The organism is Dietzia massiliensis, from assembly GCF_018390595.1.
Classification (GTDB): Bacteria; Actinomycetota; Actinomycetes; order Mycobacteriales; family Mycobacteriaceae; genus Dietzia; species Dietzia massiliensis.
Window position 1 is genome coordinate 14,390 of sequence record NZ_JAHBAV010000034.1, and the last position, 22,723, is coordinate 37,112.

The following is a 22,723-nucleotide window of genomic DNA, read 5'->3' on the forward strand; positions in this document are numbered from 1 at the left end:
ATGGCACAGAGCGAGATGACGGTAGTGGAGCTCCGCGAATGGATGCGGGGCTGGGTCTGCCGGGCCACCGGGCTCGACATCTCCAAGGTGACCGACGACCGCTCGCTGGAGGAGTACGGCCTGTCGTCCCGCGACGCCGTGTCCCTGTCCGCCGACCTCGAGGACCTCATCGGCCGGCCGCTGGACGCGACCGTCGCCTACCAGCACCCCACCATCGCCTCGCTCGCCGAGTACGTGGTCAACGGTCCGGTGGAGGCCGACGAGCCCACCGACCTGCACACGTTCCGCGAGCGCGGCGCCGGCATGGAGTTCGACGTGGCCGTCATCGGCCTCGCGACCCGCTTCCCCGGCGGCGCCGACAGCCCCGAGGCGACCTGGGACCTGCTGGCCTCCGGCCGTGACGCGACCAGCCCCCGACCGGACTCGCGCTGGTCGGAGTGGGCGGGCGACGCGTACGTCCAGCAGGTCCTGGCCGAGGCCCCGGACCGCGGCGGCTGGCTCGACGACACCGAGGTGAAGGACTTCGACGCCGAGTTCTTCGGCATGAGCCCCCGTGAGGCCGAGATGGTCGACCCGCAGCAGCGGCTCGCGCTCGAGCTCACCTGGGAGGCCCTGGAGAACGCACACATCCCGGCCAGCGATCTCAAGGGCCGCGAGGTCGGGGTGTTCATGGGCTCCTCGTCCAGCGACTACCAGGTGCTGCTCACGTCGGACTCGGCCGCGGCCTCGCCGTACGCGGTCACCGGCGCCTCCAACTCGATCATCTCCAACCGGATCTCGTACACGTTCGACTTCCGCGGCCCGTCCATGACCCTCGACACCGCCTGCTCGACGTCGCTGGTCGCCGTCCACGAGGCCGTCAACTCCCTGCGACTGCACGAGTCCGATCTCGTCGTGGCCGGTGGCGTGAACATGATGCTCGCGCCCGCGGCCACCATGGGCTTCGCCAAGACCGGCGCCGCGCTCAGCCCCGACGGGCGGATCAAGGCCTTCTCCTCCGACGCCAACGGCATCTGCCGCTCGGAGGGCGGGGGAGTGTTCATCTTGAAGCGGCTGTCCGAGGCCGAACGGGACGGGGACGAGATCCTCGCCGTCATCAAGGGCTCCGCCGTGAACTCGGACGGCCGCTCCAACGGCATGACCGCCCCCAACCCCGACGCCCAGGTCTCCGTCCTGCGCCAGGCCTACGCCGACGCCGGCGTGGACCCGCGCGAGGTCGACTACATCGAGGCTCACGGCACCGGCACCATCCTCGGCGACCCCATCGAGGCCACCGCGATCGGCCAGGTCCTCGGCCGCGGCCGCGACGCCGACCGGCCCACCCTGCTCGGATCGGCCAAGACCAACTTCGGCCACATGGAGTCGGCCGCGGGCGCCGCCGGCCTGGCCAAGATCATCCTGGGCATGCAGCACGACGCCGTGCCGCCCACGATCAACTACGCGGGCCCCAACCCGTACATCGACTTCGACGCCGCCCGGCTCAGCGTGGTCACCGAGACCACCCCGTGGCCGCGCTACAGCGGCCGCGCGGTCGCCGGCATCTCCGGCTTCGGCTTCGGTGGCACCAACGCGCACGTCGTGGTGGCCGAGTACCGGCCGCAGCCGGCCCACGTCGTCGTCGACGCCCCGTCCGACACCTCCACCGACGCCCCGGCCGACACCGACCCGACCACGGCGACCACCGACGCCGCGACCACCACCGCGACGGCCACGGACGACGACGTCGCCCGCTGCGTGGCCGACGCCGTCGCGCGCAACGCCGACGAGCTCGCCACCACCGGCACCGCTGTTCCCGGCCCTCCGGCCACCGTGCTGGTCGTGTCCGCGTCCCTGCCGTCGCGCCGCAAGGCCACGGCCGCCCAGGTCGCGGACTGGCTCGAGGCGCAGGACGACTCGATCGACCTCGGCGCCGTCGCCCGCACCCTGTCCACCCGCAACCACGGCCGCTCCCGCGGCGCGGTCGTCGGCCACACCCGCGCCGAGCTCGTCGCCGGACTGCGCGCGCTCGCCGCGGGCGACCCGGGCCCCGGCGTGTTCAGCGCCGACGCCCCCGCCGGCACGGGCGACGTGTGGGTGTTCTCCGGCTTCGGCTCCCAGCACCGCAAGATGGCCAAGGAGCTCTACCTGTCCAACCCGCTGTTCGCCTCGTGCCTGGACGCGGTGGACGAGCTCATCGACTTCGAGGCCGGCTACCGGATCGCCGAGTTGATCCTCGACGACTCGCAGACCTACGAGCTCGAGAACTCCCAGGTCGGCATCTTCGCGATCCAGGTGGCGTTGGTAGACACCCTGCGCGCGCTCGGCGCCAAGCCCGAGGCCGTCATCGGCCACTCGATGGGCGAGGTCGCCGCCGCCTACGCGACCGGCGGCCTGAACCTCGAGGACGCGGTGCGCGTGATCACCGTGCGCTCGCGCCTCATGGGCGACGCCGAGGGGCAGGTCTCGGAGGAGGAGGCCGGCGCGATGGCGCTGGTCGAGTACTCGGCCGAGGAGATCGCGCAGATCATCGCCGACAACCCGCAGTTCGCCTCCATCGAGCCCGCCGTCTACGCCGCGCCCACCCACACCACGGTCGGCGGCCGGGCCAAGCCCGTCGCCGACTTCGTCGCGTGGGTCGAGGAGCAGGGCAAGTTCGCCCGTCAGCTGCAGGTCCGCGGGGCCGGGCACACCTCGGACGTCGACATGCTGCTGGGCGAGCTGGCCGCGGAGATCGCCGGCCTCGAGCCGCGCGAACTCACCTCCGGGCTGTTCTCGTCCGTCGACCGCGAGACCTTCTACCGCGCCGGCCACGAGCCGGTCCACGCTGAGGAGTACTGGGTCAAGGGCATGCGCCACTCCGTGTGGTTCACCCACGCGGTGCGCAAGGCCGTCGACGCCGGGTACGTGACCTTCCTCGAGCTGGCCCCCAACCCGGTGGCCGCGATGTCGGTGGCCGCGACGTGCTTCGACGCCGGTCTCATGGAGCCCAACCTGCTCCACGCGCTCAAGCGCAAGGAGTCCGAGGCCGACACGCTGCTGCACGCGATCGCGCAGCTGTACGTCCACGGGCACACGATCGACATGCCCAGCGTCGTGGAGATGATCCACGGCTACGTCACCGGCCCCGACCGGTACGCGCCTGTGCCGGGCACCGCGTGGAAGCGTCGCACCCTATGGCCGAAGGTCACCGCAGGCGGCGGGTCCGGTGACGGCCGCATGCCGGGCTCGTACGTCGCGCTGCCCGACGGCCGCCACGCGTGGCAGGTCCGCGCCGAGGTCGTGCCCAGTGTCGACGCGCTGATGTCCGCGGCGGCCGCGGCGGTGATCGAGGGCGCGACCCTCACCGCCGTCGACCGGCCGGGCATCCTCCCCCCCTCGGGATCGGTCACCACGACCCTCACCCCGCACCCGGGCGGGGCGTCGTTGCAGGTCCACGCCCGGTCGGACGAGGAGTCCGCGCCGTTCGTGCTGGTCGCCTCCGGTGCGGTCAGCGGTGGCGCGCCGATCGATCCGTCGACGGCGCCGGAGATGCCGCACTTCGAGTCGGACGAGTCCGACGCCCCGGTGGTCGGCGAGGACGACGACGACGAGGCCGACACCCGCTGGAACCCCGAGTCCGGCGAGTCGATCAGCGACAGGCTCGCCCGGATCATCGGCTCCTCGATGGGGTACAGCCCCGACGACCTGCCGAGGGAGCTGGCACTGCTCGATCTCGGCCTGGATTCGCTCATGGCCGTGCGCATCAAGAACCGCGTCGAGCACGAGTTCTCCATCCCGCCGCTCGAGTTGCAGGCCATGCGGGACGCGTCGCTGAACGACGTCGCGGAGATGGTCCGGTTCGCGGTGGAGAACCCGGAGGAGGTCGGCGAGCTGGCGGCCCAGCAGGCTCGCGGCGAGGGCGCCGTGGACGTGGCGGCCCTGCGCGACGGTGACTCCGGCGACGGCTCGGGTGCGGCTGACTCCGATGGCGCGGCCGGCTCCGACGGCGCGGCCCCGGCCGGCGACGCCGTGTCCGTCGCCCCGCGCGACGACACCGAGCGCATGGCGTTCGGCGCGTGGGCCGTGGTCACCGGCGCTGCGGCGCCCGGCGTGACCGGCGCGCTGCCCTCGATCGACGAGGCCACCCGCGAGACGCTGGCCCGGCGACTGTCCGAGCGATCCGGCGGCGACATCACCGCCGATCAGCTGGCCGGCGCGTCGACGATCGCCGAGGTGGCCGATCTGCTGCGCCCGTTCACCGAGGTCGCGGTAGAGGGCAACATCCGCGTGCTGGCGCAGGGGGAGGAGGGGCGCACGCCGCTGTTCCTGTTCCACGCGGCCGGCGGATCGTCGTTCGTCTACGAGCCGCTCGTCGAGCGCCTCGGCGAGGGCACCCCGGTGTACGGCGTCGAGCGCGTCGAGGGCCCGCTGGAGGCGCGGGCGGCGACCTATCTCGACCGGGTCCGCGAGCTCGCCGCGGGCCGCCCGGTCGCGCTGGGCGGCTGGTCCTTCGGCGGCGCGCTGGCCGTCGAGGTCGCCCGCCAGCTGCGGGCCGCGGGCGACGAGGTGTCGCTGGTGGTCCTGCTGGACACCGTGCAGCCGTCCGAGCCGATCCCGGACACGCTCGACGAGGCCGAGGCCCGTTGGAAGCGGTACTCGGAGTTCGCCAAGCGGACGTACGGGCTCGACGTGGAGGTGCCGCGCGACTTCCTGGCCGAGCACGGTGAGGACGGCGTGCTGGACATGTTGATGGGGGTGCTGGGTGCCGAGGCCAACGCGATGGGCGGCGGCGTGATCGAGCACCAGCGGGCCAGCTTCGTGGACAACCGCATCCTGCAGAGCGCGGACATGAGCTCGTGGGCCGGCGTCGGCGCCGAGGTGCCGTTCGTGCTGTACCGGGCCGAGCGGATGCACGACGGGGCGATCGAACTGGAGCCGCGCTACGAGCGCATCGACCCGGACGGCGGCTGGGCCGCCGTGGTGACCGATCTGGAGGTGGTCCACCTCGAGGGGGACCACCTCGCGATGGTCGACGAGCCCGTGGTCGGTACGGTCGGTAAGCATCTGGCGCGTCGGCTCACGGAGCTCGACGCGGGCGTACGGAAGGGAACGAACGCGTGACGGCCAAGACGACCGCGGAGAAGCTCGCTGAACTGCGGGTCAAGACCGAGCAGGCCATGGATCCGGGCAGCGAGCGGGCCAAGGCCCGCCGCGACGCCGCGGGTCAGACGCCTCCCCGCCAGCGGATCGCCGAACTCCTCGACGCGGGCAGCTTCGTGGAGATGGGCCAGTTGGCCAAGGCGCCGGGCAACCCCGACAACCCGTTCGGCGACGGCGTGGTGACCGGCCGCGGCACCATCGACGGTCGCCCGGTGGCGGTGTACGCGCACGACAACACGGTGTTCGGCGGGTCCGTCGGCGAGGGCTTCGGCAAGAAGGTCTGCGCCATCATGGACTTCGCGATCAAGATCGGCTGCCCGATCATCGGGATTAACGACTCGGGCGGCGCCCGCGTGCAGGACGCCGTCACCTCGCTCGCGTACTACTCGGAGATCGGCCGCCGTCAGTACCCGGCGTCGGGCCACGTGCCGCAGATCTCCATCATGCTCGGCAAGTGCGCGGGCGGTGCCGTGTACGCGCCCGTGACGACCGACTTCGTGGTCGCCGTCCAGGACCAGGCGTACATGTTCGTCACCGGCCCCGACGTCATCCGTCAGGTGACCGGCGAGGACGTCACGATGGACGAGCTCGGGTCCGCGCTCGAGCAGGCGAAGCGGGGCAACGTCAACCACGTGGCCGTCAGCGAGCACGACGCGTTCATGTACGTGCGTAATCTGCTCAGCTACCTGCCGTCGTCGGCCAGCGAGAAGGCCCCGCGGATCAACCCGGGACTCGAGCCGGAGACCACGGAGTCGGACCTGCAGCTCGACACGATCATCCCGGACTCGGACAACGCCGCGTACGACATGCACGACGTGCTGATCCGGATGTTCGACGACGGCGAGTTCATGGAGACGTCGGGGCAGTTCGCCTCCAACATCATCACGGGCTTCGCGCGCGTCGACGGTGAGCCGGTGGGCGTGATCGCCAATCAGCCCCTGCACCTGTCCGGCGCGCTGGACATCGACGCCTCCGAGAAGGCGACCCGGCACATGATGCTGTGCGACGCCTACTCGATCCCGCTGGTCTTCGTGGTGGACACCCCCGGCTACCTCCCGGGTGTGGAGCAGGAGAAGCTGGGCATCATCCACCGTGGTGCCAAGATGGGCTTCGCGGTGGCGGCGACGTCGGTGCCCAAGGTGACCTTCGTGGTGCGCAAGGCCTACGGGGGGGCCTACGCGGTGATGGGCTCCAAGAACCTGGGCGGTGACCTCAACTTCGCGTGGCCGACCGCCCGTATCGCGGTGATGGGCGCCGAGGGCGCGGTCGATCTGCTGCAGCGCCGTCAGATCGAGGAGGCGGGTCCCGAGGAGGGGCCGAAGCTCCGCAAGCAGCTCATCGACATGTACAACGAGTTCATCGCGACGCCGTACACGGCCGCCGAGCGGGGCTACATCGACGCGGTGATCGAGCCCTCGCACACGCGGCTGGTGTTGCGTAGTGCGCTCGAGCAGCTCCGGGACAAGACGCGGGTCGAGCTTCCGCGCAAGCACGCCATCTTCCCGCTGTGATCCGATAGCAACAGCGCGCCAACGGCACCAGCGCACCGGCGGCACGAGCGCACCGACGGGCGGTCCCCAGTTCCGGGGCCGCCCGTCCCGCATTTGTACGCCCCGCAGCCGCCTCTGAACCTGGCGTCTCGCTCGCGCTTCTGCCCCGTTGGCCGCAGCCGCTCCTCGGCCTGGCGTCTCGCCGTCGCCGCGGTGCGCGCGAGACGCCATGTCGGCGGGCGGCTGTGCTGGCGACGAGGACTCAGGCCGGGGCCGCGCCAACGACCGAGCGCCCGCCGGTGGCTGCTGCCTCCGGCGGGCCCTCATCGGACCGGCGGGCCCTCAGGCCGGCGCGGTCCCGCGCGCTGAGCGGGTCACTCGGGGTCGGTCACGAAGATCGGCCCCTCGGGCTGCCACCAGCCCCAGCGCGTCTCGGTGCCGGTGGTCACCTCGGCAGGGGTCGGCGGCTCCTCCTGGTAGGTGCCCAGCGGGGTGTAGGCCTCGATCGAACCCCAGTCCCGGTTCCAGTCGTGCCGCAGGTAGGAGGGGATCGTCCGCGCCCGCTGCGCGGTCTCCACCCAGCCCAGTGGCCCGCCGGCCTCGTAGGACATCCAGGTGCTCGTGGCGCTGACCGCCAGTGGACGGTCCGGGAGGATCCGGTACTCGGGCAACTCGGCTACGCCCGCGTAGTGCGCGAACGGACGCTGGCACGGGAACTGCAGGCTCACCGCCCAGTCCAGCAGGACCGGCGACTCCGACCCCACCATCTCCTGGACCGTCACGAGCTCGGGAGCGCGCGGGGGCGTGATCGCGGCCCACTGATCGGGGGTGAGGTCGTTGTCGTCGACCCGGACACGCATCACGTCGGCGTCCGCGGGGGCGTCCTGCATGTCCACCCGCAGGTTCCGCCACGTGGGGGCGGGGCCGATGTCGAACGGGACGACCGGCTCGCCGACCGTCTCGACGCCGGCCTCGCCCGAGCGGCCGAACTCCACGACCACGCTCTGGCCGTACTTGTAGATGCCGTCCGCGTCGAAGCGGCCGATGCGACCCGCCGCCGAGATGACCAACAGCGGATGCGACTCCCGGTTCTCCGGCAGGCGGTACCAGCCCGTCTCGAGGCTGGCCTCCCGCTGCGGGCCCACGAGGAACGAGCCGAGCACCGGTGTCGTGGCGGGATCGAGCCCGAAGGGCAGTGCGACGGTCGAGGAGTTGACGCCCTCGGCGCCCCGGCCGCCTCCGGTCCCGGCGCTCTCGCCGGTGTTGACCGACGGGCCGCCGCCGGGCTCGGACGTGGTGTTGGCGGCGCCGGGATCGGCGACCACCGCGTCGGCGGACAGGTCCGGGGCGACACCGTCGGGCGTGAACCCGGTGTTCCCGCCCGCCTCGATGGCCGCGGCACGGTCCTGCGGGTCGACGGTCCCGTCGGGCAGGGGAGTGGCGTCGAGCGGGGTGAGCATGCCGGCGTTGGTGTCGGGCTCGACGAGGACGCGGTCGGCGAGCATGCAGGGGTTCCCGGCGAGCGCGGACAGGTTGCCGGCGGCGATCGTGTACGCCGGGAACTGCTTGTGGACGCCCTTGGCGAACGAGGCGATCGAGAAGATCACCAGCAGGCCGGCGACCACGGCGATCGGTGCCGCGGCGAAGGTCCGCACCCGGCGTCGGCCCTCGGTGGTCCGGGGCGCCTTGTCGCCGGTGTAGTCACGACGCAGGTGCTGCCACGCGGCGTAGGCGAACGTCAGCACCGCCAGGACGAGCAGCACGGTGGCGGCGTCGATGCCGCGGATGCTCGGCGCCTTGTCCCACCAGGGGATGCCGTAGCTTGAGACGTACCACCAGCCGTTGGGGCCGGCGAACGCCAGCGCCACCACCACGAGGATCACGCCGAGGAACAGCGTGCGGTTGCGGGCGGTGCGGACGGCGGACGCGGAGATCGCCAGGGCGCCGAGGGCGGCGATCGCGCCGCCGATGCCCGCGTAGACACCGAAGTGGTGGGTCCACTTGGTGGGCGAGAACATCATGAAGAAGGCCGTGCCCACGACCACGCCGACCAGGCGCCAGACCGGGCCCGAGGCGGCGCCCGGGACCTTGCCGCGGCGTAGGAGGGTGCCGACGACGACGGCGAGGCAGAGCAGCACCAGCAGGACCGGCAGTCGACGGGCGAGCGAGCCGTCCACCGTCGGGATCATGAGGTAGTAGTAGCGGACGAACTCCTCGAACCAGCTCAGGCTCGGACCGATCTCGCCGCGGACCCGGATGGCCTCGAGCACGGCGGCGAGGGTCTGCACGCCGAACACGCAGATCAGCACCATCGTGCCGGAGGCCAGGACGGGCGCGATGAGCGCGAGGTGCGAACCGATCACGCGGCCGCGGACGACGACGGTGCGCACGACGGCCCGCAGGCCCATGAGCAGTGCCGCGACGGCCATGAGCCCGGTGGGACCGGTGGCCAGCGAGAACGACGCGATGATGACGGCGATCGCGAACGGCAGCATCCGTCGGGTGGCGATGGCCCGTTCCACGGAGACCCAGGTCAGCAGCGCGCCCAGCGCGATGATGGGCTCGGGCCGCAGGCCGTTGTTGAAGGCCATCCAGAAGGCGAGGAAGACGGCGGCGGCGCTCCACACGACGACCGGGGTGGTGCGGGCGGCGCGTCCGAGGCGGGGCAACACCTCCCGGCTGATGACGAGCCAGCACAGTATCGCGGCCAGGAGGGCGGGCAGCCGCATCCACGGGCTCGCGGTGGACACGTGGGAGAACAGCGTCAGCAGGTCATAGTAGGGCGAACCGAACGGCGACTCGGGGACCCCGTACCACCGGTAGTAGTTGGCCATGTAGCCGGCGGGATCGGCGGCGCGGGCCATGGACAGGATGTACCCGTCGTCGGAGGTGTTGCCGCCGACGAAGTGCCAGACGCCGAGCGTGCCGATCACGGCGATGTCGGGCGGCCGGATCCGGAACCAGCCGCGGGGCAGGAAGCGGCGTGCGCGGCGACCGTCGGTCTGGTCCAGCGCGTGCAGCGCCCACAGGGCGACGGCGCTCGACAGCAGCCCGATGACGATCGCCGCCCACTTCCACGCGGTGGGGTCGGTGGTGAAGCGGGAGTCGACCTGCACGGTGACGTCGAGGCCCTCGGGCACCGCGGTGTCGGCGGGCAGGTCGGTGTAGACGCCCACGACCATGGGGCGCAGGTCGTCGGCGTCGACACGGCGCGCGGCACCGTCGATGCCGTCGAACGACGCCTCGACGTAGGTGGGCGCGGCGACGACGCTGAGCTGCGTGCAGTCGCCGGCCTCGACCCGGTCACGGGGCGCGGAGACGATGACGCGGTTGCGGGAGACCACGTCGACCGTGTCGGCGGAGGCCCGGACGAACAGGGCGCGGTCACCGGCCTCCTCGCCACCCGCCGGGGCGGTGGACAGCAGGATCCCCCCGTCGGCGGGCAGCTCACCGACCAGGTCGCACGGCGCGGTGGCGGTGAACCGCTGGGGCGAGTGCGCCATGAGGGGCGCGGTGACCGAGCCGACCGACCCGTTCTGCGGCCACTGCACGGTCGAGGTGGTCTGGGAGACCGGCAGGAACGGCAGGGCCAGGAAGCACAGCGTGCCCACGAGGCCGCTGACGATGGCGATGAGCCGGAGCCTCGCGACCCGCGGGTCGGCGGCGATCGCGCCGGAGGCCGGACTGGGAGCCGGGGGATGAGCCGGGGACGGTTCCGGGGAGGAGTCTGACACGACAGCCGATTCTAGGCGACGATCAGTTCATCGGACCCGGCGTGGTCCAGCCCCAACGCACCTCGCTTCCGCGCAGGAGTTCGGCGGGAGTGGCGTCCGGGTCGAGGGGTTCGAACCGCTGCAGCGAGCCCCAGTCGCGGGCCCAGTCGTGGTCGAGGTAGGTGGGGACGGTGATGGCCTCGACGGTCTGCCTGGTCCACAGGAGCGGGCCGCCGCCGCCGGCGCTCTGCCACCAGTTGGCGGCGGACGACGACTCGCGGTCGGCGAGGATCCGGTAGCGGGGGATCTCGGCGACGCCCCCGTTGTGGACGAACGGCCGCTGGCACGGGAAGGCCAGCGCGACGACCCAGTCGATGAGCACGGGGTCGGTGTGGCCGACGACCTCGTCGAGGGTGCGCAGCCGCGGGTTCCGCGGCGGGGTGACGGCCAGCCACTGGTCGGGGTCGAGATTGCCATCCGCGGCCACCACGCGCACGACCTGGGCGTCCTCGGGGATCGAGTCGAGCGGGATGCGCAGGTTCCGCCAGGCGGGCGCGGGGCCGACGTCGATGGGGGTGGTGGAGCCCATGACCTCGAAGTCGGTGGGCCCGGTCGCGCCCACACGGCCGGGGCGCCCGTACTCGATGCGCAGGGCGCCGTTGCCGATGCGACCGGCGGCCGCCATGACGAGGAGCGGGCGGTTGGCACTGCGGGCGGGCAGCTCGTACCACGCCGAGGTGAGCTCGGCCGCGACCTGCGGCCCACGGCGGTAGGAGCCCAGGACCGGGGTGGTGTCCGGGTCGAGACCGAACGGCAGCGCGACGGTGGAGCCGTTGACCGTGACGGCACCGCGGCCGCCGGTCGTGCCGGCGTCCACACCGTCGCCGGGGTCGCGTTCGCCGGACTCGGAGGTCGCGAGCGCGCCGGAGGCCTCCGCGCTGTCGACGGTGATGGAGTCGGGCAGGCCGTTGGGGGCGAAGCCGTTGACGACGCCCGCGCCGAGGGAGATCTCGGGCCCGGCGCCGACCGCGCTGAGCAGGCCGTCGTTGGAGTCCTCCTCGACGAGCACGGAGTCGGCCAGCGCGCACGGCTCACCGGACAGCGCGCGGATGTTGCCGCGACCGACGCTGTAGGCGGGGCTCTGGACGAACACGGCGGTGACCGCGGAGACCAGCTCGAAGATCACCACGGAGAACGCGACCACCGTCAGCGGGGTGCCGCCGATCCCGCGGCTCCGGCCGTCGGCGCGGCGGCGGGCGGCGGGGGTGTCGGCGTGCGTCCGCAGGAACGGCGCCGCGCGCCGGACGCGGCGCCACAGGGCGGCGCCGGGTTCCTCGGGCACGATCCCGGAGTGGATCAGGCCGGCGACGAGCAGGCACACCAGGGCGCCGATGAACGCGACGTACTGCACCTGGACCCCGCCCACGGCGGGGAAGGAGTCGGAGAAGGGGATGCCGTAGTCGGAGACGTACCACCAGGTGTTGTTGGTGGCGGTGGACAGGCCGACGACAAAGCACAGCGCCGCCCACACCAGCCAGCGACTCCGATTGAGCGAGACCGTCGAGGAGCGCAGGGCGATGACGGCGAGGACGGCGAGCGCACCCGCCAGACCGGCGAAGACCCCGAAGTGGTGGGTCCATTTGGTGGGGGTGAACACCAGGAACAGCAGCGATCCCGCGAGGACGCCGATGAGTCGGCGCGAGGGCCCGGCGGCCGCGCCGGGGATCTTCCCCCGCCTCAGCATGACGGCGGTGACCAGGACCAGGAACATGAGCATGAGCAGGACGGGGAAGCGGCGGGCGACACCGCCGTCGGCGGAGACCCCGAACAGCGCCTCCCACCGCTCCTTCTCCCCGTACCAGGGCAGGCTCGGACCGAGCTCGGTGCGGATGCGGGTGGCCTCGAGGACCGCGGCCAGCGTCTGGTCGGCGAACACGGTGTAGAGCAGCGCGAGACCCACGGCCAGGACGGGGCCGAGGATCGGGGCCCACCCGACCACCCGCGCGCGCCGCCGGGCCATGCTGAGGAACTCGCGGGCGCCCGCCGCGAGCGCCGCGACGCACATGAGCCCGGTGGGGCCGGCACCGAGGGAGAACGCGGCCACGCCGATCGCCGCCACGCCGGGCACGAGCCGGCGGGTGGCGATGGACCGCTCGACCAGCGACCACGTGAGCAGGGCGCCGAGCGCGATCACCGGCTCGGGCCGTAGCCCGTTGTTGAACGCCATCCAGAAGGTCAGGAACAGGGCGGCGCCGGTCCAGCGCGGTCCGCGCCAGGTGCGGGCGAGGCGGCCCAGCCGGGGCACGACCTCGCGGCTGATGATGAGCCACGACAGGATGCCGCACAGCAGGGTGGGCAGCCGCATCCACGGGCTGGCGGTGGAGATCTCGGCGAACACGCGCAGGATCTCGTAGTACCAGCCGACCGGGGACTCGGGGGAGCCGAGCCAGCGGAAGTAGTTGGCCATGTACCCGCTGGGCCCGGCCGAGCGGGCCATGGTGAGCAGGTAGCCGTCGTCGGAGGTGTTGGCGCCCACGAGGTGCCAGAAGCCCAGGACGCCGATGACGACCCCGTCGACCCCGGACAGTCGCGACCAGGACCGCGGGACGAAGCGGCGGTGCGAGCGGCCGTCGATGCCGTCGAGGCGGTGCAGGAACACCACGGAGGCGAGGGTGGCGAGCACCCCGATCACCATGAGCACCAGCTTGAGCGCGGTGGGGCTGGAGGAGTACCGGGAGTCGACGGTGACCTCGACCGTGGACTCGCCGAGGCCGTCGGGCGCGGTCACGGGCGTGAGGTCGGTGAAGACCCCGGTGACCTGCGGGCGCATGGTCCCCGGGACGGCGGCGCGGACCGCGTCGTCGGCGTCGTCGGGGTCGCGCTCCAGGCCGGTGAACTCGGCGACGAGGATGCCCGTCTCGGCGCGCACGTTCAGCGTCTCGCACGCGGGGTCACGCAGGGTGGACAGCGGCACCGACAGCAGCGTGATGTTACGCACCGCGACCTCGATGACCGGGTCGCCCGCCGCGTCCTCGGCGCGTTGGACCACCAGCCCGTCGGAGATCCGCCCGGGGGCGCCCTCCGGCAGGGTGGAGAACACGATCGTGTTCTCGGGGACCTGCGCCAGCGGCGCGCACGGTGCGGTGATGGTGAGGTCGAGCGGTCGCCCGGAGACGAGCGGGGCGGTGACCGAGGCGTAGTCGGGCCCGGCCGTCCACTGCACCCGCGTGGTGTCCTGGTGCACGGGGAGGAACCCGGCGAGGATCGCCAGGACCGCTCCGAGGAAGCCGGTGATGACCGCCCACCGGCGGTCGCGGTCCATGCCGGGGTACGGGTGCAGACCGAGGGGACGCTCGACGTCGGTGTCGTGCACCTCGTCGTCGTCGCCCCGTCCCACGGTTCCCGTCCGCTCCGCTGTCATCGCCTGATCACCGCACAGCCTCCTCACCGCACCGTGATCACGGCGAACGGACCCACGTCGTGGACCTCGAAGTGGTCCCCCTCGACGGCCTCGCCGGGGATGGTGACGCCGAAGCGGCGGACGTTGGGGTCGTTGGGGTAGGTGTCCTCGGCCAGGCGCAGGGTGAAGCCGTCGCCCGACCGGCGCGTGACGATCGCGTCGGGGCCGCGCCACGGGGTCCCACGCATCATCGCGAACAGCTCGTCGCCGCTGGTGGCGTCCTGCCACGCGACCATGGACTCGTTGCGGTCGGCGTACCGCCCCAGCGGGTTGGCGTAGTGCGAGGTGACGGCCTGGTAGGCGAAGTACGGGTGGTAGGCGAGGAACGCGTCGGCGGTGCTGGCGACGACGAGGTCGGTCCGGTCGCGGCCGGGGAACGACTCCCGGATGACGCGGTCGACCTCGGCGTAGTGGGATTCGGGGCCGGGCGGGTAGCGGTCGGCCCGCTCGCCGTGGCCGTCCGTGTCGGTGTAGGCCAGCCGGATCTCGTCGTGCAGATGGTCGGGGATCCCCTGCGCGTGGGCGAGCACGGCGAGGGCGGACAGCACACCCACCACGGCGCCGGCGCGCCGACGACGGTCGGCGGCCTCCGAGGCGGGCCGGGCCTCACCGGCCTGACGGCCGGCCGCGCGCACGACGAGCCCGGCGACGTCGACGACGGCGAAGACCCCGGCCACCACGAGGAGGAGGATGAGCACCGGCTCGAGTCGGAACCCCAGCATGGTGGTGCCCAGGACGGTGACGGCCATCGAGGCGAGGCACCACAGGTAGACGGTCACGACGCCCAGGACGAGCGCCTGCGCGCGGCGCGAGGTCCACGCCCGCGCGATGATCCACACCAGGCCGGCCAGGCACACCCAGCCGGTGAGGCCGCCGGCGGTCATCGGCAGCGGCAGCCGCGCTCCGGCCTCGGGCAGGTAGTGCATGGCGGTGCCGGAGTCGGCGGGCTCGCCGCGGAGCGCGGCCAGCAGGTAGGGCGCCCACACGAGCAGGGCGATGAGGATCGACCCGGACCCGATCACGGCGAGCCGGGCCGCGGGCAGCCAGAGCGGGATCACGCGTCGACCGCGCCGCGCGGCGAGCACCGCGGAGACGGTCGCGACGAGCGCCATGAGGACGACCGTGCCCGCCGCCAGGCCGGTGTACAGGGTGTAGGTGCACGCCGACGCCCCGAGGAACAGGGTCGTGGCCACGGTGGCGCCGCGGCCGGCGTGGCGGGCCGTCGGGCTGACCGCGTGCCACGCGAGGATGAGGACCGGCGGCAGGAACAGGGCCACCACGGCGCCGTACGGCTCGGGGCTGCCGTAGGCGAGCACGATCGAGGTCGAGACCAGGCCCACCGCGGCGCCGAGGTCGGTGCGCAGGATCCGCGTCCACAGCACGGTGACCAGCGCGGCCGCGACCGCCAGCGACAGGATCGCCCACGGCTTGAACGCCGCCCAGCCCTCGAGGCCGACCAGGTTCGCGAACCGCCCGCCCAGCCAGAACCACCCCGACGGGTAGAACGACGGCAGGTCGATGTACGCCATGTCGGGCAGCCCGAGCGAGGTGGCCGAGCGGCCGAGGAACTGGGTGCGGAACTCCTGGTCCACGCTCACGCCGTGCAGGTACAGCCGCGACGCCGCGAGCGGGATGCCCAGCGTGGCCGCCACGAGCAGGGCCGACCCGGTGGGGGCGGCGAGCTTGCCCAGCCGCACCAGCGCGGGCCGACCCCCCGGCCGCTCCCCGGCGCGCGCGGCGAGAATCCCCGTCGCCACCAGCGCGACGGCGGCGGTCTGACCGACCACGGTCAGGGCCCGCAGGACGTTGGAGTTGCCGTAGGCCGGGAAGGAGACGAGCGAGAAACCCACCAGGACCACGGCGGTGACGGCTGCGGCGAGCAGCGTCGCCGCCCCGGCCAGACCGGGCCCGCGTAGCGCCGGCGGCATGCTCAGAAGGGGAGCTTGCGGAAGATGGGGCGCGGCACGTGCGTGAGCACGGCCATGACCCCGCCGAACGCGGCCGGAGCGAAGACCGCGCCCTTACCGGCGCCGGCGTTCTTCACCGCGATGCGCGCGACCTCCTCCTTGTTGATGGTCAGCGGCGCCTCCTTGACGTGCGCTGACATCCGGGTGCGCACCTGGCCGGGGCGGATCACCAGGACGTCCACCCCGTGCTCGTCGAGCGCGTACCCGAGACCGGTGTAGAAGGAGTCCAGCCCCGCCTTGGTGGATCCGTAGACGAAGTTGGAGCGGCGGGCCCGCAGTCCGGCGGCCGAGCTCATGGCGATGATCCGGCCGAAGCCCTGGGCCTTCATCCGCTCGGCGAGCAGCACGCCCACCGAGACGGCACCGGTGTAGTTGATCTGCGCGATCTGGACCGCCTTGCGCTGGTCGGACCAGAGTTCCTCGTTCTCCCCGAGGAGGCCGAACGCGACGATCGCCACGTCGACGTCCCCACCGGCGAAGATCGTCTCGAACGTGGCCGGGTGCGTGTCGGTGGCCGCGGCGTCGAAGTCCACGACCTCCACGGCGCTCGCGCCGGCGGCCGTCATCTCCGCCCGCGCGTCCTCCACACCGGGGTCGCCGGGCAGGCACGCCAGGATCACGCGCATCGGGCCCTGCTGCAGGTACTCGGCACAGATGGCCAGGCCGATCTCGGAGGTTCCACCGAGCAGGAGCAGGGTCTGGGGGACGCCGACGGCATTGATCATGGGCAGGAGTCTACCGACGGGGCCCGACACCCCTGGGGGCGCTCACCCGCTCAGAGCAGTTCGAGCCGCCGGCCCATGTCGGAGGCGAACACCCCGTGGGGGTCGATGCCGCGGCGGGTGGCGATCCACGAGTCGATCTCCGGGTACATGGCGTGGAACCGCTCGGCCGGGACGCGCGAGTCCTTGGCCGTGTAGAGCCGTCCGCCCATCGACATGACCTTGGCGTCGAGGTGGTTGACGAAGCTGTTGAGCCGGTCGTTGATGGGGAAGTCCACGCACACGTTCCACCCCTCCATAGGGAAGGACAGCGGGGCCTGGTTCCCGGGGCCGAACAGCTTGAAGACGTTGAGGAACGAGTAGTGCCCCGAGCGCTGGATGTCGCCGATGATCTCCTTGAAGCCCTCGACCGCGCCCGGCGGGACGATGAACTGGTACTGCAGGAACCCCTTGGATCCGTAGGCCCGGTTCCACTCCGAGAACAGGTCGAGCATGTGGTAGAAGGCCGGCAGCGTCTTGATCTGGTTCCGCGACGTCCCCCCGAGGCGGTAGTAGACCTCGCCGATGGGGCCGAAGGTGTACTTGTTGGCCAGGCCGTTGGGGAACACGTCCGGGAACGTGATGAGCGGCTTGGCGTCCATCGCCAGCGGGTTCTTGGCCAGCTTCGGCGCGTACTCCTCGAGCTGAGCGAGCGTGGCCAGCGAGCCGCGGGAGACCGCCGCGCGGCCGAGCTTCGGCGGCGCGCTGATCGCGTCGAACCACGCGGACGAGTAGGTGTACTTCGACTCCGACCCGTCGGTGTGCAGGGCGATGGTCTCGTCGAGCGAGCCGGTCTGGTCGGAGTCGGCCAGGAAGTAGGCGGTCTCGGTGCGGGTCATGGAGATCCACACCTTGAGGATGATGCCCGTCAGGCCGTTGCCGCCGACGGTGGCCCAGAACAGCGTGCCGTCGGGGTCGTCGGCGGAGCCGCCCGGCTCGAGCGTGAGCACGCGGCCGTCCGCGACCAGCAGTTCCATGCGCGTGACGTGGTTGCCGAATGAGCCGGCGGAGTGGTGGTTCTTGCCGTGGATGTCGTGCCCGATCGCGCCGCCGACGGTCACCTGCCGGGTGCCCGGCAGAACGGGCACCCACAGTCCGAACGGCAGGGCCGCCCGCATGAGCTGGTCCAGGTTGACGCCCGCGTCGACCACGGCCAGCGCCTTCTCGGCGTTGAGCTCGTGGATGCGGTTGAACCGGCTCATGTCCACGACGAGCCCGCCGGAGTTCTGGGCGCTGTCGCCGTACGAGCGGCCGAGCCCGCGGGCGACCACGCCGCGCCGCAGGTGGGCCGGGGAGGAGGCGTTCGAGTCGTTGACCGCCGCGACGGCCGCGGAGATCTCGTCGACCGAGCGCGGGGTCAGCACGTGGCTCAACGCCGGGGCGGTGCGGCCCCAGCCGGTCAGGCGCCGGAGCTCGGTGTCCAGCGCGGTCGGGGCCGGTGGGGTGTTCTGCGCGGTGCTCACACGGTCGAGGTTACCGCCCGGCGGGGCGCGGCCGCCGCGTCGCCGCGCCGGGGTGTGGCGCGACCGACCGCGGGATCACGGCGGGATGACGGGGCGACGAGAGAGATGTCGACGACGACGAGGGCCGCTCGCTCGCCGAGGACCCGCCCTCTCGGGCCGCGCCGGTCAGTCGGGCCGGCAGCCGGAGTCGAAGGGGACGCCGCGCGCCCGGTCGTCGACCCAGTCCAGCGCCGGGCCGACCGCGGTGTACGCGGCGAGGATGTGCTCGCCGGGCACCGGCGTGTACTCGACGTCGGCACCGGCCGCGCACCACTCGTCGGCCAGCCGGCGGGCCGTCCATTCGGGGACGAACAGGTCGCCCGGCCCCTGCGAGGAGCCCGGGCCGGGGCCGATCGGCGCGGCGGCGTCACCGTGCCAGACCTGGACCGGCCCGGTCGGCACCTCCCGCGGGTCCGCGCCGTGGGCGGGGTCGGGGGTGCCCAGGCGGTTGCGGGTCAGGACGGCCGCGACCGTGGGATCGGTGCGGGGATCGACGTCGGTCAGCGCGGACAGCGGCGCCGGGACGAGCCCGCCGGCGGTGTTGGCGGCGGCGCAGGCGTCGCGGAGGTGGTGTGCGATCACGTCGCCGGTGTCGTTGAGAAGGGGGTACAGCTCGGGGTACTCGCGCGCCAGGCCCAGGACGGCGGCGCGGTACAGCCCGGACGCGATGGTGCCGTCCATGGTGTCGAACAGGTCGGAGTAGTCGGCGGGCACGCCGCCGACCGACGACCCGACGAGCACGCCGGTCAGCTCGGGGGCGTACACGGGCTGCAGCTGCGCGGCCCAGCCCGTGGCGATGCCGCCGCCGGAGTAGCCGACCTGCACGACCCGCGAGTCGGCGAACAGCGGGTCGGCCTCACCGGGCGGGATGAAGGCGCGGGCTGCGCGGATGCCGTCGAGGACCGCGCGACCGTTGGCGCGCCCCGCCGCATAGGCGGCCCTGGGCCCCTGGAAGTCGGTGACGACCAGGCCGTAGCCGCGGTCGGCGAGGATCTGCAGGAACGGCGGGAGCTCGAGGTTGAACGTGTGCGGCAGCGTGTGGGACGGCATGCACGTCAGGCCGAGCGAGTCGATCGTGACGTTGAACGACACGAGCGGCCGCGGGCCGGGCCCGGGCCACGGGGTGGCCGGCTCGATGAGCGTCGACACGATCTGCTGCGGGCGGTCGTGCGAGTCGGTGCTCTGGATCAGGACCTGCCAGCCGCGGCCGAAGTTGCGGACGTTGTGCGGCGGGATCGTCACGTCCCGCGTGGCGAGGATCGTCCCCGGGGCGGTCGCGGGGTCGACGGCCGGCGGCGACGAGTACCAGGGGTCCGGGGACGGGCTGGGCAGGTAGCGCTCGGGCGTGCGCTCGTGCTCGGGCACGGGCCGGAGCGCGGCGAACGGGTCGGGGACCGTGACCGCGGACGACGCCGCACCGGTGGGCTGAGCGGCCCCGGCGGGCGCCGCGGTGAGCGCGCACGTCAGCGCCAGGAGTGCCGCCGCGACCGCGCGGCCGGGACGGAGGGGACGCCGCGACCTCATGCGCTCACGGTATACGGGCGCGGTCGGCGGCGGACGCGTCGCGCGCGCCGGGGGTGACCGGCGCGCGCGAACAGCGGGTTCGGGGGTGGGCTCGTCCTAGGCGGAGCCGCGGGTGGCGGGCGTCGACAGGACGACGCGGCCGGTGGGCGTGTACGACGGCGACGCCGGGCGACGGTTGGGCGTGCGCAGCGGCGACGACGGCGGGATCGCCCGCCCGGTGGGCGTGTAGGAGAACGCGGTCGGGACGTTGTTCATGGCGGGACTGCGGTACTGCGACATGGGACTCACTCCTGGTCGTGGAAGGACGACGGGCCCGGCGCGTCACCGCTCGGGGCGGGACGACGACGGGGGTCGTTCGGGTGCGTGGGGGTGGAGGCGACGGCGGCTCACCCGGGGAGAAGGCGCGGACCTCGTGGCGTGGGCGCCGGGAAGAGATGGGGTGTGCCGCGAGCGGATCGCTCCAGCGGGGTCGGACGGTCTCGGCGGAGGTGTCGCCGGACGGTTCGACCGGAAACGGGCTGGTGTGCCCGCGATGGAGAAAAGGATGACACGCCCGCCGGGGCCGCACAAGCCCCCTGTGTGGATGTTCACTCGTCGGAGCCGCGGCCTACCCTGTGCTGGTGAGTTCTTCCCCGAGAGACGCCGGCGCCAGGAGCGACTCCGCCGATTCCGCCGACCCGGTCGATCCCGTCGATTCCGTCCTCGACTCCCTGCGCGGCGCGGTGGACCCGCTGGAGTCGCGCCACGAGTCCGACCCCCGGGAGGGCACCGATCTCAAGACGCAGATCGTGCGGTTCTTCCTCACCGGGGTGCTCTCGGCGGTCGTCGACTACGGCCTGCTGCAGCTGCTCATGCTGGCCGGTATGGGCTACGGCCCGGCCAAGGCGCTGTCGTTCGTCGCGGGCACGCTCACCGCGTACGGCATCAACCGCCGGTGGACGTTCCGGGCCGAGCCGTCGCGGGCGCGGTTCATCGCCACGATGTGCCTGTACGCCCTCATGTTCGGCGTGCAGTGGGGCCTGTTCATGGTCCTCGTGCCGTTCTTCCACGGCCTGGACTGGAGCACCTTCTGGGCCACGACCATCGGGTACGTCATCGCCCAGGGCGTCGCGACCGTCACCAACTTCATCGTCCAGCGGACCGTGATCTTCCGGGTCCGCTGACCGGCATGTCCGTCGCGCTCCTGCTCGCCGCCGCGCTGGCGCTGCTGGTGGTGCCGGGCGCGCTGATCTGCCTGGCCGCCGGCGCGCGGTGGCGGGACGCGCTCGCCGCGGGCCCCGCCCTGACCACCGCTGTGGTGGCGGTCGGGTGCGCGGTCACGGCCGCCGCCGACGTGCGGTGGGGCCTCGCCTCGGCGGGCGTGACCGCCCTCGTGGGGCTGCTCGCCGCCGCCGCGCTCGGGATCGCCGCCCGGGTCGCCGACCGGGGGACGTGGCGGCGGGGCGAGGGGTCCGATGACGACGACGAGGTGCGCGGTCGCGGGCCGGGCCCGGGGGTGGTCGACCTCGTCGTCGTCGCTCTGGCCCTCGTCCCGGCGGTCCAGGTCCTCGTCGCCACCCGCGCTCTCACGGCCATCCCGCAGGGCTGGGACGCGATCTTCCACGGCGGCGCCACGCGGTTCATCGCCGAGACGGGGCGGGCCGGTCTCACCGACCTCGCGCCGGTGAGCCAGCCCGCCAACCCGCACTTCTTCTACCCGGACACCTATCACGCGCTGGCGTCCCTGCTGCTGGGCGTGGGCGGCGGGCTGCCGGAGGCCCTCAACGCGGTCTCGGCGGTCACCGGCGTGGTGTTCGTGCTGGGCGTCGCGGTCCTGGCGGGGCGGCTGTGCGGCGGGTCGCGGCTCGCGGCGGTCGGCGCGGCGGTCGTGGCGGGCGCGGCGTGGACCTTCCCGTACCTCGCGCTGGGCCGCGGCCCGGTGCTGCCGTTCGCGCTGGGCGTGGCGGTGATCCCGGGCCTGGTCCTGCTGGGCGAGCAGCTCGCCGCGCGGCGGCCGCGTGTGCTCGCGCACGCGGCGCTGCTCGGGGCGGGCATGGCGGGGGCGTGGTCGGTGCACCCGTCGGTGGCGCTCGCGGCGGCGATCCCGCTGGCGGCCCAGGCCGTCGCCGGGGTGGTCGCCGCGCCCGGAGCGCGGCCCAGGTTCGCGGTCCTCGGCGGCTTCGCGCTGGCCGCGGTCGCGGCGGCCCCGTACGTGCTGTGGTCGGTGACCATGGTCTCGGCCGGGACCACCGAGTCGCTCGCCGGGTTCTCGTGGCCGCGCGAGGTGGGTGTGCCGCGCGCGGTGGCCGGGGTGTTCGACCTCGGGCCCACCGCGCTGTCCTCGATCGGGATGGCGGTCGCGGTGCTCGTGGGCCTGGCGGTGGCGGTCGTGGACCCGCGGCGCCGTCGCCCGCTCGCCGCCCCCGCCGCCGCGCTCGTGGTCTACGGCGCGTTGTACGTGCTGGCCGCGGCGGTGCACGGCGACTGGGTGCGGGTGTTCACCGGCTTCTGGTGGGACGACTTCTACCGGTTCGCCTCCCTGCTGGTGCTGCCGTCGGCCGTGCTGGCCGGCGCGGGCGTGCGGGCGCTCGTCCCGCTCGGTTCGGCCCGCCGCCCGGCCGCGCGGACCGGCGTCGTGGTGGTGGCCGTGCTGGGGCTGCTCACGGTCTCCGGGCACGCGGTCCTGGCCCGCGACCTGCGGGTGTGGGGCTACGGCGACGGCCCGGCGGTCAACGCCCGCGAACGCGCGGTGCTCGACGCGCTGGGGGAGCGGCACGAGGGCGGCGTGGTCCTCAATGACCCGTTCGACGGCACCGCGTGGGCGTACGCGCTGCACGGCGTGCCCGTGGTGTTCGGCGCGCCGCTCGCCGACGACCCGGTCGGGCAGGTCGGCGCCGACCGCATGACGCTGTACACCTCGATCAACCGCTACGGCTTCGACCCGTCGGTCACGCACGAGGTGCTGCGGCAGGACGTGCGCTGGGTGATCGTCGGCACCGGCGTCGTGGGCGGCCCGGGTCGGCCGGGGCCCCCCCGCCCCCGGCGGCCCCGCCCGCCCCGCGCCCCGCCCCCCCCCGCACCCCCCGGGGGCCCCGCGGGGCGGAGCCGCCCCCGCGGGGCCCGCCGGACCGCGCCACACGGCCGCGCCCCCCCCCGCCCGCCCCCGCCGCGGCGCGCGGCCCGCCCGACCCCAGCGGGCCGCCGCCCCG

General features: G+C 73.4%; 11 protein-coding genes. 4 read left to right on the forward strand and 7 right to left on the reverse strand.

The window, feature by feature from the left end:
- Together pks13 and KHA85_RS10610 are read left to right on the forward strand one after the other, a co-directional pair.
- Nucleotides 1-5,079: a polyketide synthase Pks13 gene (gene pks13 / locus KHA85_RS10605; protein ID WP_213185758.1), complete on the forward strand. Its 5,079-nt coding sequence runs from the start codon at nt 1-3 to the stop codon at nt 5,077-5,079.
- Between the two features lie 56 nt (nt 5,080-5,135).
- Nucleotides 5,136-6,629: an acyl-CoA carboxylase subunit beta gene (locus KHA85_RS10610; protein WP_213185766.1), complete on the forward strand. Its 1,494-nt coding sequence runs from the start codon at nt 5,136-5,138 to the stop codon at nt 6,627-6,629.
- Between the two features lie 353 nt (nt 6,630-6,982).
- Here KHA85_RS10610 and KHA85_RS10615 read toward each other — a convergent pair whose 3' ends face one another.
- From KHA85_RS10615 to KHA85_RS10645, 7 genes are all read right to left on the reverse strand, one after another.
- On the reverse strand, nt 6,983-10,342 hold the full coding sequence (locus KHA85_RS10615) for an arabinosyltransferase domain-containing protein (protein WP_213185759.1): 3,360 nt from the start codon (nt 10,340-10,342) through the stop codon (nt 6,983-6,985).
- Between the two features lie 22 nt (nt 10,343-10,364).
- On the reverse strand, nt 10,365-13,643 hold the full coding sequence (locus KHA85_RS10620) for an arabinosyltransferase domain-containing protein (RefSeq protein ID WP_213185767.1): 3,279 nt from the start codon (nt 13,641-13,643) through the stop codon (nt 10,365-10,367).
- A gap of 122 nt (nt 13,644-13,765) precedes the next feature.
- Nucleotides 13,766-15,709, reverse strand: coding sequence for an arabinofuranosyltransferase (locus KHA85_RS10625; RefSeq protein ID WP_213185760.1), 1,944 nt, complete (start codon nt 15,707-15,709; stop codon nt 13,766-13,768).
- Nucleotides 15,710-15,711: 2 nt separating this feature from the next.
- Nucleotides 15,712-16,473 carry a decaprenylphospho-beta-D-erythro-pentofuranosid-2-ulose 2-reductase gene (gene dprE2, locus KHA85_RS10630; RefSeq protein ID WP_106385457.1) on the reverse strand — a complete coding sequence of 254 codons (762 nt, stop codon included), beginning with the start codon at nt 16,471-16,473 and terminating at the stop codon, nt 15,712-15,714.
- Between the two features lie 50 nt (nt 16,474-16,523).
- Nucleotides 16,524-17,972 (reverse strand): decaprenylphosphoryl-beta-D-ribose oxidase, encoded by a 1,449-nt coding sequence (dprE1, locus tag KHA85_RS10635; protein ID WP_213185761.1) that lies wholly within the window; start codon nt 17,970-17,972, stop codon nt 16,524-16,526.
- A 165-nt stretch (nt 17,973-18,137) separates the two neighbouring features.
- Nucleotides 18,138-19,535: a lipase family protein gene (locus KHA85_RS10640; protein WP_213185762.1), complete on the reverse strand. Its 1,398-nt coding sequence runs from the start codon at nt 19,533-19,535 to the stop codon at nt 18,138-18,140.
- Nucleotides 19,536-19,631: 96 nt separating this feature from the next.
- Nucleotides 19,632-19,814, reverse strand: a complete 183-nt coding sequence (locus KHA85_RS10645; protein ID WP_213185763.1) for a hypothetical protein — start codon at nt 19,812-19,814, stop codon at nt 19,632-19,634.
- A 335-nt stretch (nt 19,815-20,149) separates the two neighbouring features.
- Here KHA85_RS10645 and KHA85_RS10650 point away from each other — a divergent pair, with 335 nt between their 5' ends.
- Both KHA85_RS10650 and KHA85_RS10655 read left to right on the forward strand, forming a co-directional pair.
- On the forward strand, nt 20,150-20,698 hold the full coding sequence (locus KHA85_RS10650; RefSeq protein ID WP_308936919.1) for a GtrA family protein: 549 nt from the start codon (nt 20,150-20,152) through the stop codon (nt 20,696-20,698).
- A 5-nt stretch (nt 20,699-20,703) separates the two neighbouring features.
- The coding region (locus tag KHA85_RS10655) for a DUF6541 family protein (protein WP_213185764.1) at nt 20,704-22,723 on the forward strand (2,020 nt) is incomplete at its 3' end.